At 68.6% G+C, this 15378-nt stretch carries 16 protein-coding genes; 12 read left to right on the plus strand and 4 right to left on the minus strand.

The annotated features are described in order from the left end of the window. Both AB0I19_RS09470 and AB0I19_RS09475 read right to left on the minus strand, forming a co-directional pair. Positions 1-357 (minus strand): YidC/Oxa1 family membrane protein insertase, encoded by a 357-nt coding sequence (locus AB0I19_RS09470; RefSeq protein WP_357146521.1) that lies wholly within the window; start codon positions 355-357, stop codon positions 1-3. Between the two features lie 79 nt (positions 358-436). After that, positions 437-736, minus strand: coding sequence for a DUF6412 domain-containing protein (locus AB0I19_RS09475; protein WP_357146524.1), 300 nt, complete (start codon positions 734-736; stop codon positions 437-439). A gap of 159 nt (positions 737-895) precedes the next feature. Between AB0I19_RS09475 and AB0I19_RS09480 the strand changes: the two genes are divergently transcribed. Beyond that, a complete protein-coding gene (locus tag AB0I19_RS09480; RefSeq protein WP_225282381.1) occupies positions 896-1627 on the plus strand; it encodes a TetR/AcrR family transcriptional regulator in 732 nt (243 codons plus the stop codon). A 3-nt stretch (positions 1628-1630) separates the two neighbouring features. Here the strand turns inward: AB0I19_RS09480 and AB0I19_RS09485 are convergent, their stop codons facing one another. After that, the gene (locus AB0I19_RS09485) at positions 1631-2812 is read right to left on the minus strand and encodes a DUF418 domain-containing protein (RefSeq protein WP_357146527.1); all 1182 of its coding nucleotides are present in this window, start codon (positions 2810-2812) and stop codon (positions 1631-1633) included. 169 nt (positions 2813-2981) lie between these two features. Here AB0I19_RS09485 and dop point away from each other — a divergent pair, with 169 nt between their 5' ends. The 5 genes from dop (at position 2982) to pafA (ending at position 7919) form a co-directional block, all read left to right on the plus strand. Further along, on the plus strand, positions 2982-4481 hold the full coding sequence (gene dop / locus AB0I19_RS09490) for a depupylase/deamidase Dop (protein WP_181696427.1): 1500 nt from the start codon (positions 2982-2984) through the stop codon (positions 4479-4481). 117 nt (positions 4482-4598) lie between these two features. Continuing rightward, positions 4599-4793 (plus strand): ubiquitin-like protein Pup, encoded by a 195-nt coding sequence (locus AB0I19_RS09495; RefSeq protein ID WP_067492090.1) that lies wholly within the window; start codon positions 4599-4601, stop codon positions 4791-4793. A gap of 65 nt (positions 4794-4858) precedes the next feature. Beyond that, positions 4859-5632: a proteasome subunit beta gene (gene prcB / locus AB0I19_RS09500; RefSeq protein WP_357146530.1), complete on the plus strand. Its 774-nt coding sequence runs from the start codon at positions 4859-4861 to the stop codon at positions 5630-5632. Beyond that, positions 5629-6396 carry a proteasome subunit alpha gene (gene prcA, locus AB0I19_RS09505; RefSeq protein WP_067492092.1) on the plus strand — a complete coding sequence of 256 codons (768 nt, stop codon included), beginning with the start codon at positions 5629-5631 and terminating at the stop codon, positions 6394-6396. Before prcB ends, prcA begins: the two co-directional genes overlap by 4 nt. Positions 6397-6560: 164 nt before the next feature. Further along, positions 6561-7919 carry a Pup--protein ligase gene (pafA, locus tag AB0I19_RS09510; protein ID WP_181696425.1) on the plus strand — a complete coding sequence of 453 codons (1359 nt, stop codon included), beginning with the start codon at positions 6561-6563 and terminating at the stop codon, positions 7917-7919. Positions 7920-8055: 136 nt separating this feature from the next. Here the strand turns inward: pafA and AB0I19_RS09515 are convergent, their stop codons facing one another. Further along, the gene (locus AB0I19_RS09515) at positions 8056-8688 is read right to left on the minus strand and encodes a TetR family transcriptional regulator (protein ID WP_357146533.1); all 633 of its coding nucleotides are present in this window, start codon (positions 8686-8688) and stop codon (positions 8056-8058) included. Between the two features lie 137 nt (positions 8689-8825). Between AB0I19_RS09515 and AB0I19_RS09520 the strand changes: the two genes are divergently transcribed. The 6 genes from AB0I19_RS09520 (at position 8826) to AB0I19_RS09545 (ending at position 15344) form a co-directional block, all read left to right on the plus strand. Next, positions 8826-9977, plus strand: coding sequence for an acyl-CoA dehydrogenase family protein (locus tag AB0I19_RS09520; RefSeq protein WP_357146536.1), 1152 nt, complete (start codon positions 8826-8828; stop codon positions 9975-9977). A gap of 16 nt (positions 9978-9993) precedes the next feature. Beyond that, positions 9994-10746 carry a 3-oxoacyl-ACP reductase FabG gene (fabG, locus tag AB0I19_RS09525; RefSeq protein ID WP_357146538.1) on the plus strand — a complete coding sequence of 251 codons (753 nt, stop codon included), beginning with the start codon at positions 9994-9996 and terminating at the stop codon, positions 10744-10746. Between the two features lie 15 nt (positions 10747-10761). After that, positions 10762-11919, plus strand: a complete 1158-nt coding sequence (locus tag AB0I19_RS09530) for an acyl-CoA dehydrogenase family protein (protein WP_357146541.1) — start codon at positions 10762-10764, stop codon at positions 11917-11919. Beyond that, positions 11919-13115, plus strand: coding sequence for a 3-oxoadipyl-CoA thiolase (gene pcaF / locus AB0I19_RS09535; protein ID WP_357146738.1), 1197 nt, complete (start codon positions 11919-11921; stop codon positions 13113-13115). The genes AB0I19_RS09530 and pcaF overlap by 1 nt, the downstream gene beginning before the upstream one ends. A 293-nt stretch (positions 13116-13408) precedes the next feature. Then, on the plus strand, positions 13409-14902 hold the full coding sequence (locus tag AB0I19_RS09540; protein ID WP_357146544.1) for a long-chain fatty acid--CoA ligase: 1494 nt from the start codon (positions 13409-13411) through the stop codon (positions 14900-14902). 79 nt (positions 14903-14981) lie between these two features. Next, positions 14982-15344 (plus strand): VOC family protein, encoded by a 363-nt coding sequence (locus AB0I19_RS09545; protein WP_356981971.1) that lies wholly within the window; start codon positions 14982-14984, stop codon positions 15342-15344. The last annotated feature ends 34 nt before the right edge of the window (positions 15345-15378 follow it).

Below are 15378 nucleotides of genomic sequence, written 5' to 3' on the forward strand. Positions count from 1 at the left end.
CTAACCGGCCTTTCGTTGTCGCGGTGCCGCGTCGGGTGCCGCGACCATCGGTCCGAAACCCGCGAACAGGCGCACGCCGTGCTCGCGGTGCAGTTGGCGGATCTCGGTCATCTGGGCGAGCGGATCGTCCTTGTGGGTGCCGCGGATGCGGTCGATGCGAGGTTGCAGCGTGCGCAGAACCGCTTGCGACCTGGCTTGGCGCACTGCGGTACGGACCAGCAGCGCGCGCACAGTGGCAACGAGTGCGACAACGGCGAGCATCCAGGTGAAGCCGGTAGCCGGGCCGAAGGCGAGGGCGAGGAGGTGGTGCCAGCACCACAGGAGTGCGGACACGGGGAAGTACACGAAATCGAGCATGACGGAACGACCTGTCCGAAAGGCGTGCGAGGGCACGGCGGGGGAGTGGGATCACGGAATCCGACAGGCGCGCGGCCCGTCAGCGGTGATCGATTCCCGGTGCTCGCGGACGTGGACGACCGGCGCCGTCCGGATTGCTCTGCGGCAGGAACGCGCCACGCAGCCTGCGCTGCGCCGAACGGGGCGGACCGGCACACGCGACTCGGACGGGCACGTGCCTGCCGCTGGTGACGGCGACCAGCGCGCACACCATGGCGGCCGCCAGCGCGCCGAAGGCGAGCATGCGCGCGCTCTCGCCGCCGGGGGTCGTCATGAGCGCGAAGGCGGGCAGCACGCACGCGAGAACCGCGTACGCCAGAATCATCGCCCGTGCCTGCACGCCGCCGAGCATACCGGCGCCGCGGCACTGTGCCGAAGGATCGAGGCCCGGGATCCGGGCGGCACCTGGTCGCGCTACGCTGGCGAGGAACCGGACCGTGGTCATCGGTTGCTGGAACGTGATGTCACGGTCAGTTTTGTGCCGCGTATCGTTGGCACTGTGATCGCATCATCCGCGCAGGCCGAGCAGACCGCAGGCGACGGGCGCGCCACCCGCTGGCAAGGCCACAAGGCCCGGCGCCGCACGGAGATGATCGATGCCGCCATCGAGGTCATCGAGGAACACGGCAACGAGATCTCGGTGCAGCTGATCGCCGAACACCTCGGACTGCCGAGACCGGTTGTCTACCGCCACGTCGGCGGCCGCTCCGAACTCGACGCCCTGGCCCGCAGGCGCATCCTCGATCTGCTGCTCGCCGAACTGCTGCCGACCCTGCGCCCCGACGGCACGCTCAAAGAGGTGGTGCGCGCGGTGATCCGCACCTACCTCGGCTGGATCGAACGCCATCCGAACCTGCACCGCTTCCTCAGCGACGCCGCACCGCAGGTGGAGGGCGCCCCCACGCTGTCGCCCGCGGGCCGGGAGATGGGCGGTCAGCTGGCCGACATGTTCTCCGCGACCCTGGCCCGCTTCGGCATCGATCCGGCACGCGCCCGGCCGATGGCGCTGGCCGTTGTCGGCCTGGTCGACGCAGTGATCGCCGGCTGGCGGGCCGAACCGGAACCGGTGCTCGGCGCCGAGCAGATCCAGGGCATCCTCACCGAATCGGTGCTGTCGTTGCTGGAGGGCAACGCGCGCAGTCTCGGTGTTCCGCTGCAACGGGATTCGCTCGTCGCCGACCTGCTCGTCGCCCCCGAGGCGGCCCCGCCGCCCGAGGACCGGCTGCGCTGAGCGTCAGCCGCGGGCCAGCGCGGTGTAGGTGCGCTGCCACAGCCATTCCACCGGCCCGCGCTCGAACCGCCGCAACCACAGGTGGGCGAAGCAGGCGATGAGTGCGACCACCAGCAGGTAGATCCCGATCGTGAACGGCACGCGCGCGCCGTCGGACACCCGGGCCGCCAGCCCGAAACCCCATCCGTAGCACAGGATTCCGGCGATCAGGTTCTGCAGGATGTAGCAGCTCAGCGCGGTCCGGCCGACCTCGCTCAGGCGTGCCCCGGTGAAGCCGACGCGCGGATCGCGCAGGTAGTAGGCGGCGACGGCGGCGAGGATGCCGAGCGCCACGAACGGCGCGGTGCCGTACCGGGTGAACAGGACCAGGTCACCACCGCCGAACACGCCGACCGCGAAGTCCACCGGCGCGGCGATTCCGAAGCCGATCACCATGAGCCACCGCCGGATTCGTGCGCCCTCGGCCCGGAACACGCCCGCGCGGTACAGGTGGGCGCCGAGCAGGAACAGCGCGATCGACATGGGGAAGACGAAGATCGTCTCGATGCGGAAGGTGAGGGCGTTGTCGATGCGGAAGGCGACCAGCTCTCCGAACGAGCCGTCCGCGTAGGGGTTCGGGTCGAGCGTCGAGGGGGTGGCGCGCGTTTCGTCCGGTTCGAAGGCGAGTGCGGCCGCGAGCAGCGTGAGCATGCTCACGTGCACGGCGCTCGCCACGATCACCCAGCGGCGTTGCGCGCGTTCGCTTGTCGCCAGTAGGTAGGCCACGACGAGACCGGTGACCGCGTACCCCATCAGCACGTCGAATTCCGCGACGAGCAGGAAGTTCAGCAAACCGTCCAGGAACAGCAACGCCGCCCGGATCGGATACTTCCCCGGCCAGCGCCTGCCTGCCCGCCGCGCGGAATCCTGCTGGATCGCCAGCCCGATCCCGAACATCACCGTGAGCAGACCGAGGAACTTGCCCTGCGCGAGTTGCTGCAGCACCCGCTCGGTCCACATCCACCCACCCTCGGCGGCCGCACCGAGCCCGTCGAGATAACCGACGAGGCCCTCGGGATCGGTGAAGATCCAGACATTGGTGCCCAGCGTGCCCAGAATCGCGATGCCACGCAACACATCCAGCGCGGGCAACCGCCGTGGCGCGGCCTGCACCGCGGTCTCGGTCCGTGTCACGATCTCGCTCATGATCCGAGTATCGCGAGTGACGGCGCGGATCGGATCGCCCGCGAGGACCACCGGAGGTCCCCCGTCCGGGGGACCTCGACCCCGATCGACGAGCCGTGCCGGTGCCCGAGGCGACCCCGTGGGGCCGAGATGACGGTGCGGGGGTGGCACGTCGCCTAGGCTCGACAGCATGCAGCGCATCATCGGAATCGAGGTCGAGTACGGCATCTCGACCCCCACGGAGCCGACGGCCAACCCGATCCTCACCTCCACCCAGGCCGTTCTCGCCTACGCGGCCGCCGAAGGGGTGCCGCGCGCCAAGCGCACCCGCTGGGACTACGAGGTGGAATCCCCGCTGCGTGACGCACGCGGTTTCGACCTCAGCCGGATGAGCGGGCCCGCCCCGGTCATCGACGCCGACGAGGTCGGCGCGGCCAACATGATCCTCACCAACGGGGCCCGGCTCTACGTCGACCACGCCCACCCGGAGTACTCCGCGCCCGAGGTCGTCGACCCGCTCGACGCCGTCATCTGGGACAAAGCGGGCGAACGGGTGATGGAGGCCGCCGCGCGCCACGCCTCGAGCGTGCCGGGCGCACCGCGCCTGCAGCTGTACAAGAACAACGTCGACGGCAAGGGCGCCTCCTACGGCACCCACGAGAACTACCTGATGAACCGCGATACGCCGTTCAGCCACATCATCGCCGGTCTCACCCCGTTCTTCGTCTCCCGCCAGGTGATCTGCGGGTCCGGCCGGGTCGGCATCGGCCAGTCCGGTGACCACGCGGGCTTCCAGCTGTCCCAGCGCGCCGACTACATCGAGGTCGAGGTCGGTCTCGAAACCACCCTCAAGCGCGGCATCATCAACACCCGCGACGAACCGCACGCCGACGCCGACAAGTACCGGCGCCTGCACGTCATCATCGGTGACGCCAATCTGGCCGAGATGTCGACCTACCTCAAGGTCGGCACCACCGCGCTGGTGCTCGACCTGATCGAGGCGGGGGAGGATCTCTCGGAGTTCCAGCTGGCCCGTCCCGTCACCGCCGTGCACCAGATCAGCCACGATCCAACGCTGCGCGCCACCGTGGCCCTCGCCGACGGCCGCGAACTGACCGGCCTTGCGCTGCAACGTCTCTACCACGAGCGGGTCGCGAAGTTCATCGACCGCGAAGGCAACGACGACCCGCGCGTGCGCGACATCGTCGAGAACTGGGCCATGGTGCTCGACCTGCTCGAGCGCGACCCGATGGAATGCGCGAATCTGCTCGACTGGCCGGCCAAACTGCGCCTGCTCGAAGGCATGCGCAGCCGTGAGGGCCTCGGCTGGGCCGCCCCGAAACTGCACCTGATGGACCTGCAGTACTCCGATGTGCGCCTGGACAAGGGCCTCTACAACCGCCTGGTCGCGCGCGGGTCGATGAAACGCCTGGTCAACGAGCAGGATGTGCTCGACGCCATGACCAACCCGCCGACCAACACCCGCGCCTACTTCCGCGGCGAGTGCCTGCGCCGGTTCGGTGCCGATATCGCCGCCGCCAGTTGGGATTCGGTGATCTTCGATCTCGGTGGCGATTCGCTGGTCCGCATCCCGACGCTGGAGCCGCGGCGCGGTACGAAAGCCCACGTAGGCAAGCTGCTCGAGGCGGCGGAGTCGGCGGCCGATCTCGTCGAACAGCTCACCCACTGAGGCGATCAGCAGCACGACCGGGCGACAATACGATCGCTAATCGACCATGTTGTCGGATCTGCTCGGTAGGGTTGAAGAACGAGCACGATCATTGAGTGGAAGAGGAGGTCGGCTGCCATGGCACAAGAGCAGACCAAGCGCGCCGGGGGTGGCGACGAGGACGAGGGCCCCGAGGGCGACGGTGCGGCAGGACAGGAGCGGCGCGAGAAGCTCGCGGAGGAAACCGACGACCTGCTCGACGAGATCGATGATGTGCTCGAGGAGAACGCCGAGGACTTCGTGCGGGCATATGTGCAGAAGGGCGGCCAGTGACCTCAGGTGACCCGTTGCGTCTGCACCCAGGTCGGACGCTCTCCTCGTTCACCGAACATCTCCGCATGCACGCGCCGGACCTGTTGCCCGCCAACAGGTTCGGCGGCAGCGAGCTCGTCGGCGCGGATTTCGCGCCGCACGGCACGACCATCGTCGCGGTCAGCTACCGCGGCGGTGTGCTGATCGCGGGCGATCGCCGCGCCACCCAGGGCAACCTGGTGGCCTCGCGCGACATGGAGAAGGTGTACATCACCGACACCTTCTCGGCCGCGGGCATCGCCGGTACGGCCGGGCTCGCCGTGGAGATGGTGCGGTTGTTCGCGGTGGAACTCGAGTACTACGAGAAGATCGAAGGGGTCTCGCTCACCTTCGACGGCAAGGCCAACAAGCTGTCGAAGATGGTGCGTGAGAACTTGCCCGCCGCCATGCAGGGACTCGCGGTGATCCCGCTGCTCGTCGGCTACGACGATCAGGTCACCGACCCCGACAAGGCCGGGCGGATCGTGTCCTACGACGTGGTCGGTTCGCGCAGTGAGGAACGGTTCGGCTACACCGCCGTCGGTTCGGGCTCGAACTTCGCCAAGTCCTCGCTCAAGAAGCTCTACCGGCGCGGACTCGACGCGGACCAGGCGCTGCGGATCGCGGTGGAGTCGCTGGTCGATGCCGCCGACGACGACAGTGCCACCGGCGGGCCCGACGCGTTGCGCGGGATCTACCCGACGGTGGTGACCATCGACGCCGAGGGCGCGGCCGATGTCACCGAGGAACGTCTCGGTGAGGTCGCCGCGGCGATCGCGGCCGACCGGGAAGCCGCAGTGAACGGGGGTGCCAGCGCATGACGCTGCCTTACTACGCGTCCGCCGAGCAGATCATGCGGGACAAGACCGAACTGGCCCGCAAGGGCATCGGTCGGGGCCGCAGCGTGGTCGTGCTGGTGTACGACAAGGGCGTGCTGTTCGTCGCCGAGAACCCGTCGGCGACCCTGCACAAGATCAGCGAGCTCTACGACCGCATCGGGTTCGCCGCGGTCGGTAAGTACAACGAGTTCGAGGCCCTGCGCCGCGGCGGCATCCTGCAGGCCGATCTCAAGGGGTACCAGTACGACCGGCGCGATGTCACCGGTCGTTCGCTGGCCAACCTCTACGCCCAGAGTTTGGGTTCGATCTTCACCGATCAGCTCAAGCCCTACGAGGTGGAGCTGTGTGTGGCCGAGGTCGGGTACCCGGAACAGGCGCCGACCTCGGTGCTGTACCGGATCACCTTCGACGGGTCGATCGTCGACGAACGCGAGTTCGTCGTGATGGGTGGCACCACCGAACCCATCGTCACCGCGCTCAAGGCCGCCTACAAGCCGGGACTCACCCTGGACGAGGCGTTGAAGGTGGCGATCGGCGCGTTGCAGGCCGGTCAGCCCGAAGCCGACAAGGACAAGCGTTCGCTCGGTGTCGCCTCGCTCGAGGTGGCCACCCTCGAACAGGCACGTCCGCGCCGGGCGTTCCGGCGCCTGCAGGGCGCCCCGCTCGAGCAGGCACTGGCCGGGACCACCGGCAAGAAGGTGACCGAGGCGAAGCTGCCCGAACCCGAAGACGGTTCGGACGGCTGACGCCTGGGTGAAGATCGTGATCGGGCCCGTGAACCACCTCGGTTCACGGGCCCGACCTCGTCGTGGGCACACGGTCGTTCGCTGTCCGAATCGTTGTGAACACGTATGCGAATGGGATCTCAGAGCGCCGCGCGGGTACTGGTCATGGCTGTAGTGTCGATAGTGTGCAGCGACGAATCATGGGGATCGAGACCGAGTTCGGTGTGACGTGCACCTTCCACGGTCACCGTCGGCTGTCCCCCGACGAGGTGGCCCGGTACCTGTTCCGCCGGGTGGTGTCCTGGGGCCGTAGCTCTAATGTCTTCCTTCGCAACGGTGCCAGGTTGTACCTCGACGTCGGATCGCATCCCGAGTACGCCACGGCCGAATGCGACAGCCTGGTGCAGCTGGTCACCCACGACCGGGCCGGTGAGCGGGTGCTCGAAGAGCTGCTCATCGACGCCGAACAGCGGTTGGCCGAAGAAGGCATCGGCGGCGACATCTACCTGTTCAAGAACAACACCGACTCCGCGGGCAACTCCTACGGCTGCCACGAGAACTTCCTCGTGGTGCGTGCCGGCGAGTTCTCCCGGATCTCGGATGTGCTGTTGCCGTTCCTGGTGACGCGTCAGCTCATCTGCGGCGCAGGCAAGGTGCTGCAGACGCCGAAGGCTGCCACCTTCTGCCTGTCGCAGCGCGCCGAGCACATCTGGGAGGGTGTGTCCTCGGCGACCACCCGGTCGCGCCCGATCATCAACACCCGCGACGAACCGCACGCCGACGCCGAGAAGTACCGGCGCCTGCACGTGATCGTCGGCGACTCGAACATGGCCGAACCGACGACGATGCTCAAGGTGGGCACCGCCTCGCTGGTGCTGGAGATGATCGAGGCCGGGGTGTCGTTCCGCGACTTCGCCCTCGACAACCCGATCCGCGCCATTCGCGAGGTGAGCCACGACCTCACCGGCCGCAGGCCCGTGCGGCTGGCGGGCGGACGGCAGGCCAGTGCGCTCGAGATCCAGCGTGAGTACTACGCGCGGGCCGTCGACCACCTGCGCAACCGGGACCGCGACCCGCAGATCGATGCGGTGGTCGACCTGTGGGGCCGCACCCTCGACGCGGTCGAGGCGCAGGACTTCGCCAAAGTCGACACCGAGATCGACTGGGTGATCAAGCGCAAGCTGTTCCAGCGCTACCAGGACCGGTACAGCATGGAACTCTCCGATCCCAAGATCGCCCAGCTGGACCTCGCCTACCACGACATCAAGCGTGGACGTGGGGTGTTCGACCTGCTGCAGCGTAAGGGACTGGCGAAGCGGATCACCGAGGACGAGGCGGTGGACGCCGCGGTCGAGACGCCGCCGCAGACCACCCGCGCCAAGTTGCGGGGTGACTTCATCACCGCGGCTCAGGAGGCCGGTCGCGATTTCACTGTCGACTGGGTGCATCTGAAGCTCAACGATCAGGCGCAGCGGACAGTGTTGTGCAAGGACCCGTTCCGGTCGGTCGACGAGCGAGTCGATCGGCTGATCGCCTCGATGTAGGCGAACCCCCACAGACGGGGGGACCGACAAAACCGGTGGCGCATGGGAGCGAACGCGTAGGCGCCACCGGTTTTGTGCTGTCCGGAGGAGCTGATGTTGTCGGCGCCGCTACGCCGCTGTCGGGCAGTGCCGTGGATCAGTCGGCGACAACCGTCGCATAGGTGGTCTGTAGCCCCGCGATGAACGCTGTCAGTGCCAATTCGAAGCTGTCGTCGTCGATTTCGTCGGCGATCGCGCGGAGCAGGTGGGCCTGGTTGAGGTGGGGGTAGCGGTCGCGGTAGACCTGGACGTCGTCGGCGAAACCGCCGGCGAACGAGCCGACCGTCGAGCCCATCACCAGGTAGCGGGTGGCGGCGCCGATCATGGTGGCGTAGCGGGGCGGCCAGCCTGCCCCGACGAGGCCGCCGTGGACGGCATCGGCGGCGCGCAGGTTCTCGGTGCGGCGGCCGGGGCCCGCGGCGAGGTAGGGGACGAAGTTGGGGTGGGCGGCCAGGGCGGCTCGGTAGCTGCGGGCCCAGGCGGCCAGCGCCTCGTCCCAGGTCGCGGTGTCGAAGGCCGAGGTGTCGACGCGGCTCATGATGCGGGCGGCGATGTCGTCGAGCAGCTCGTCCTTGTTGGGGTAGTGGCCGTACAGCGAGGCGGCCTGCACACCGAGTTCGGCGGCCAGCTTGCGCATGGAGACCTCGGCCAAGCCGTCGCGGTCGATCAGGGCCAGCGCGGCCTCGCGGATGCGCTCGCGGCTCAACAGCGGTACGCGCGGCCTGGCCAATGCGCCTTCCTCTCCTGCGGGAACTCCTCGGGACACGAACCGTATCACCGCGGGCGGAGAACACCTCTTGATTAACCGAACGCCGTTAGGATACGGTGCCCGAGTAAACCTAACGCCGTTTGGTTCAGGAGTGTCCCGTGGATTTCCAACTCTCGTCGGCGCACAGTGATCTGCGCGATCTCGCCCGCAGCTGGGTGGACAAGGAGGTCGTACCGCATGCGACGCGGTGGGACCGGGAGGAATCGGTCGACCCGGCGATCGTGGGCAAACTCGGCGCGATGGGGTTCCTCGGCATCGGGATCGACGAGGAACTCGGTGGTTCCGGCGGCGACATGCTCGCCTACTGCGTGCTGCTCGAGGAACTTGGGCGCGGTGACAGCGCGGTGCGCGGCATCGTGTCGGTCTCGCTCGGCCTGGTCGGCAAGTCGATCGCGGCCTACGGCACCGAGGAGCAGAAGCGCCGGTTCCTGCCGTCGCTGTGCGAGGGTGAGCGACTCGGCTGTTTCGCGCTGACCGAGCCGGGCACCGGCTCCGACGCGGCCGGCCTGGTCACCCGCGCGACCCGCGAGGGCGACGACTGGGTCATTTCCGGCACCAAGATCTTCATCACCAACGGCACCTGGGCCGACATCGCCCTGGTGTTCGCCCGCACCGGCGGTCCGGGTCCGAAGGGGATCACCGCGTTCCTCGTGCCCACCGACGCGCCGGGTTTCGGCCGGACCGAGATCAAGGGCAAACTCGGGCTGCGTGGCCAGGCCACCGCCGAACTCGTCCTCGACGGCGTGCGTGTCTCCGACGCGAATCGGCTGGGAGAGCTCGGCCAGGGTTTCCGCATCGCGATGGGCGCGCTGGACAAGGGCCGCATCGGCGTCGCCGCGGGGTGCGTGGGTGTGGCGCGGGCCTGCCTGGAGGCATCGGTGCGTTACGCCGGTGAACGCGAGCAGTTCGGCAAACCGATCGCGGGCTATCAGCTCGTACAGGAACTGCTGGCCGACATCGCCGTGGAAACCGAGGCCGCGCGACTGCTCGCCTGGCGCGCGGCCGACCTCGTCGACCGGGGTGAGCCGTTCGGTACCGCCGCCTCGATGGCGAAGCTGTTCGCCTCCGAAGCCGCGGTGAAAGCCGCGAACAACGCCATCCAGGTGTTCGGCGGGTACGGCTACATCGACGAGTACCCCGTCGCCAAGTATCTGCGCGACGCCCGCGTGCTCACCCTCTACGAGGGCACGACCCAGATCCAGAAACTGCTCATCGGCCGCGCCCTCACCGGCGTGAACGCCATTGTCTGACACAGGAGTACGACTCATGCCCTCGAGAACTGCCTTCGTCACCGGGGCCGCGCGCGGTATCGGCGCGGCGACCGCGGCGCGCCTGGCCGAGGACGGCTGCGCGGTGGCCGTGGTCGACCTCGACCCCGACGCCGCGATGGAGGCCGCCGGAAAGATCAACGCCGCGGGTGGCACCGCGATCGGCATCGGCTGCGATGTGTCCGACGAGACCCAGGTCGCCGACGCGGTGGCCCGCACCGTCGCCGATCTCGGGTCCCTCGATGTGCTGGTGAACAACGCGGGCGTGCTGCGCGACAACCTGCTGTTCAAGATGTCGGTCGACGACTGGGACACCGTCATGGCCGTGCACCTGCGCGGCGCGTTCCTGTGCAGCCGGGCCGCGCAGAAACACATGGTGGACAACAGGAGTGGGGCCATCATCAACACCTCGAGTGTGTCGGCGCTCGGCAATCGCGGCCAGGCCAACTACGCCGCCGCCAAGGCAGGTATCCAGGGACTCACCCGGACGCTGGCGATGGAACTCGGCCCGTTCGGTATCCGGGTCAACGCGGTGGCGCCGGGCTTCATCGCCACCGAGATGACCGCGGCCACCGCCGAACGGATGGGTGTGAGCGCCGAGGACTTGCAGGCGAAGACCGCCGGAATCACCCCGTTGCGGCGCGTCGGCACCCCCGCCGACATCGCGAACGTGGTCGCGTTCCTGGCCTCCGACGACGCCGGATTCGTCACCGGGCAAACCCTGTACGTCGACGGCGGACGCCGTCTCTGAATCGCGGAGATCATCATGCAGCGAACAGTTTTCACCGACGAGCACGAAGCGTTCCGTAAGACGGTGCGCGCGTTCGTCGAGTCGCGGGTCGTGCCCGTGTACGACCAGTGGTACGAGGCGGGCATCGTGCCGCGCGAGTTCTACCGCGAGCTGGCCGAGCTGGGTGTGTTCGGGATCGAAGTGCCCGAGGAATACGGTGGCGCCGGTATCGAATCGTTCAAGTTCCAGGCCGTCCTGCTCGAGGAAACGGCCCGTGCGGGTGTGTCTTTCGGTGGGTCCGGTGTGCACGTGGGGCTGTGCCTGCCCTACCTGAAGAACCTCGCCACCGAGGAACAGAAGCACCGCTGGATGCCGGGGTTCGTGTCGGGCGAGATCATGTTCGCCATCGCCATGACCGAACCGGGCACCGGCTCCGACCTCGCCGGTATGCGCACGACCGCCCAATTGTCCGAGGACGGTACGCATTACGTGCTCAACGGCGCGAAGACGTTCATCACCGGCGGGGTACACGCCGACCGCGTGATCGTCTGCGCGCGCACCGCGCCGCCCTCGGATACCGATCGCAGACACGGGATCTCGCTGTTCGCGGTCGACACGACCTCGCCGGGGTACGCGGTCGGGCGCAAACTGGACAAGCTCGGGCTGAAGGTGTCCGACACGGCGGAACTGTCCTTCACCGATGTGCGGGTGCCGGTGTCGGATCTGCTGGGTGAGCCGCACCAGGGGTTCGGTTATCTGGGGCAGAACCTGCCCCAGGAACGGCTGTCGATCGCGCTCGGTGCCTACGCGCAGGCGAAGGCGGCGATCCGGTTCGCCCTCGAATACACCAGGGACCGCAAGGTTTTCGGTCAGCCGGTGGCGCAGTTCCAGAACACCAAGTTCGAGCTGGCCGCCTGCCAGGCCGAGGTCGACGCTGCCGAGGCGGTGGTGGACCGGGCCCTCGACGCGCTCGACAGCGGCGAGCTCACCCCCGCCGACGCGGCATCGGCCAAACTGTTCTGCACCGAAGTGGCCTCGCGGGTGATCGACCGCTGCCTGCAACTGCACGGCGGCTACGGCTACATCACCGAATACCCGGTCGCGCGCTTGTACGCCGACAACCGGGTGAACCGGATCTACGGCGGCACCAGCGAGGTGATGAAGATGATCATCGCCAAGAACATGGGTCTGTGATGGCCACCGCGTACCTGGTCGACGGTGTGCGAACTCCCTTCGGCCGCTACGGTGGCGCACTGGCCGAGGTGCGGCCCGACGACCTGGCCGCCCACGTGATTTCCGCTCTGGTGCAACGGTTACCGGCTGTGGACTGGGCAGCCGTCGACGATGTGGTGTTCGGCTGCGCCAATCAGGCGGGTGAGGACAACCGCAACGTCGCGCGGATGGCGGCGCTGCTGGCCGGGCTGCCGGTCGGCGTGCCGGGCGTCACCGTGAACCGTCTGTGCGCCTCGGGGCTGGATGCGGTGGGGTACGCGGCCCGCGCGATCCGGGCAGGAGATGCCGACCTCGTGATCGCCGGCGGGGTCGAGTCCATGACGCGGGCACCCTATGTGCTGCCCAAAAGCGCCGCGCCCTGGGATCGCTCGACCCAGCTGGCCGATACCACCCTCGGCTGGCGGCTGGTGAATCCGCGTCTGCACGAGCGGTACGGCACCGACACGATGCCCGAGACGGCCCAGCACGTCGCCGACGAGCACGGCGTTTCCCGCGCCGATCAGGACGCCTTCGCCCTGCGCTCGCAGCAGCGGGCGGCGACCGCGATCGCGCGCGGGCGCCTCGCCCGCGAGATCACGCCGGTCCAGGTCGCGCAGCGGCGGGGCGAACCGGTCGTCGTCGAGCGCGACGAACATCCTCGCGAGACCGGCGCCGACAAACTCGCCGCCCTGCCATCGGTAGTGGCGGGCGGCTCGATCACCGCGGGCAACTCCTCGGGCATCAACGACGGCGCCGCGGCGGTCCTGCTCGCCTCCGAAGCCGCCGTACACCGCTACGGTCTCACCCCGCTCGCCCGCGTAGGTGCGGTCGCGGCGGCGGGCGTGCCGCCGCGCACGATGGGTATCGGTCCGGTTCCGGCGGTCGGCAAGCTACTCGCCCGAACGGGTCTCGGCATCGGTGACGTCGACGTGATCGAGCTGAACGAGGCCTTCGCCGCCCAGGCGCTCGCGGTGGTGCGGGCGCTCGGTCTGCCCGACGACGCCGAGCACATCAACCCGAACGGCGGGGCGATCGCCCTCGGCCATCCGCTCGGGGCAAGCGGCACCCGGCTGGCACTCACCGCGGCGATCGAACTGGCCGAACGCGACGCGCACCACGCGATCGCCACTCTGTGCGTCGGCGTGGGCCAAGGTCTGGCCGTCCACCTGCACCGGTGACCGGCCCGCACAACCGCCGAGCGTGTCGCCATCCGATCGCGCCTGCGGCACGCCCGCACCCGGGCGAAATGTCCCGGCCGCCACGCACAGCTGCCCGACCCGCGTGGCATCGGCCTGAGCGGCCTCGATATCGGCCACCGCCGTGCAACCCGACGGCCCAACCCAGCCACGCCCGCAATCCGTGACGATCCCGACCCGGTCGGAGTCAGTTCTCGCCCTCACCGCAACAACGTCCGCTCGCACCAGCGGGTTCGGACAACACCTCGCCGACGTCGTCGAATTCAGGAGCACCCGTGAACGCCACCCTCTCCCTGGCGAGCATCCTCGCCGAACCCGCCCGCCGCCGCCCCGAGCACCTCGCCCTGATCGAGGGCGAACACCGCATCACCTTCGCCGATCTGTGGCGGCAAGCCCGCGCGCAGGCCGCCGCGCTGATCGCGCGTGGTGTGAAACCCGGTGACCGGGTGGCGCTGCTGTGCCCGAACACCGCCGATTTCCCGCGTGCCTACTTCGCCGTGCTGGCCGCGGGTGCGACGGTGGTGCCGGTGCATCTGCTGCTCACCGCGCCGGAGATGGAATACGTCCTGCGCGACAGCGGCGCCCGCCTGCTGATCTGCCACCCGATGGTCGCGCCGACCGGAGGGGAGGCCGCACGGGCCGCCGGAATCGAGGTGGTGGCGCCGGAAGACCTTGTCGGCGAGCCGATCCCGAACTTCGTCGCGCGTGGGCCGCTCGACACTGCCGTGGTGTTCTACACCAGCGGCACCACCGGCACCCCCAAGGGCGCCGAGCTGAGCCATCTCAACATGGTGATGTGCGCGACGGTGAACACCTTCGACGCCAACGAGATTCATCGCGACGACATCGCCCTCGGCGCCCTGCCGCTGTTCCATGTGTTCGGGCAGACCGTGTCGATGAACTCGCACTGGCGGGTCGGCGGCACCCTGGTGCTGATGCCGAGATTCGACGCGGCGCAGGCGATCGCGTTGATGACGGCCGAACGGGTCAACCTCTTCCACGGGGTGCCGACCATGTACCTGTCGCTGATCGAGGCCGCCGCGACCGCGACCGGGCTCCCCGCGCTGAAGCTCTGTGTCAGCGGTGGTGCCGCACTGCCGGTGTCCGTGCTCGAGGAGTTCGAACGGGTCTTCCGGGCGCCCGTGCTCGAAGGGTACGGCCTGTCGGAGACCTCGCCGACGGCCGCGGTGAATCAGCCGGTGTACGGCACCGAGGCAGGCACCGTCGGGCACCCGGTGTGGGGTGTCGACGTGGAGATCGCCGACCCGGACATCGCCGACCGCATCGAGCTGCTGCCGGTCGGCGAGGTCGGGGAAGTGGTGGTGCGCGGACACAACGTGTTCAGCGGCTACACCGGCAAGCCGGAGGCGACCGCCGCCGCCGTGATCGACGGCTGGTTCCGCACCGGCGACCTCGGCACCCGTGACGAGACCGGCCGCATCCGCATCGTCGACCGGATCAAGGAGATGATCCTGCGCGGTGGTTTCAATGTGTACCCGACGGAGGTCGAGGCAGCGTTGATGCGGCATCCACGCATCGCCCAGGTGGCGGTCATCGGGGTCCCCGACGAGCACTACGGCGAGGAGATCGTGGCCGTGGTCGTGCCCGAGGGTGAAGTGAGCGAGCAGGAGGTGATCGACTTCGCCAGATCCCGGGTCGCCAAGTACAAATACCCGCGTCGCGTCGAGTTCGTCACCGAACTCCCGCTCGGGCCGACGCACAAAGTGCTCAAGCGGGAATTGCGGCAGCGTTTCGGTTCCGGAGAATGACCGATGCCGTGGCGAGAAGCCGCTCGTCGTGCCACGCTCGGAGGACAGGTACTTCTCGCCATCGATGCAGGAGGTATGGATGAAGCTGGCCGCCGTCACGATCGACTGTCCCGACCCGGATGCGCTCGCCGAGTTCTACGCGCGCGCCACCGGCTTCGAGCGCAGCCCCGACTCCGATCCCGAGTACATCGAGCTGACCGGCCCGAACGGAGTGTCACTCGGCTTCGAGCGCGTCGCCGACTACCGCCCACCGCAGTGGCCGGGACAGCAGACACCCCAGCAGTGCCACCTCGACTTCGCGGTCCCGAACCTCGACGAAGGCGAAGCCCGCCTGCTCACGCTCGGCGCCACCAAAGCCGAGGTGCAACCGGAACCGGATCGGTGGCGTGTCCTCATCGATCCGGCGGGGCACCCGTTCTGCTTGGTGATCGACGGCGCCTGAGGCCGGTCGACGGCAATCGTGCGCCGACGCGCGA

Origin of the sequence: Nocardia sp. NPDC050413 (assembly GCF_040655475.1) — a bacterium.
Lineage (GTDB): Bacteria > Actinomycetota > Actinomycetes > Mycobacteriales > Mycobacteriaceae > Nocardia > Nocardia coubleae.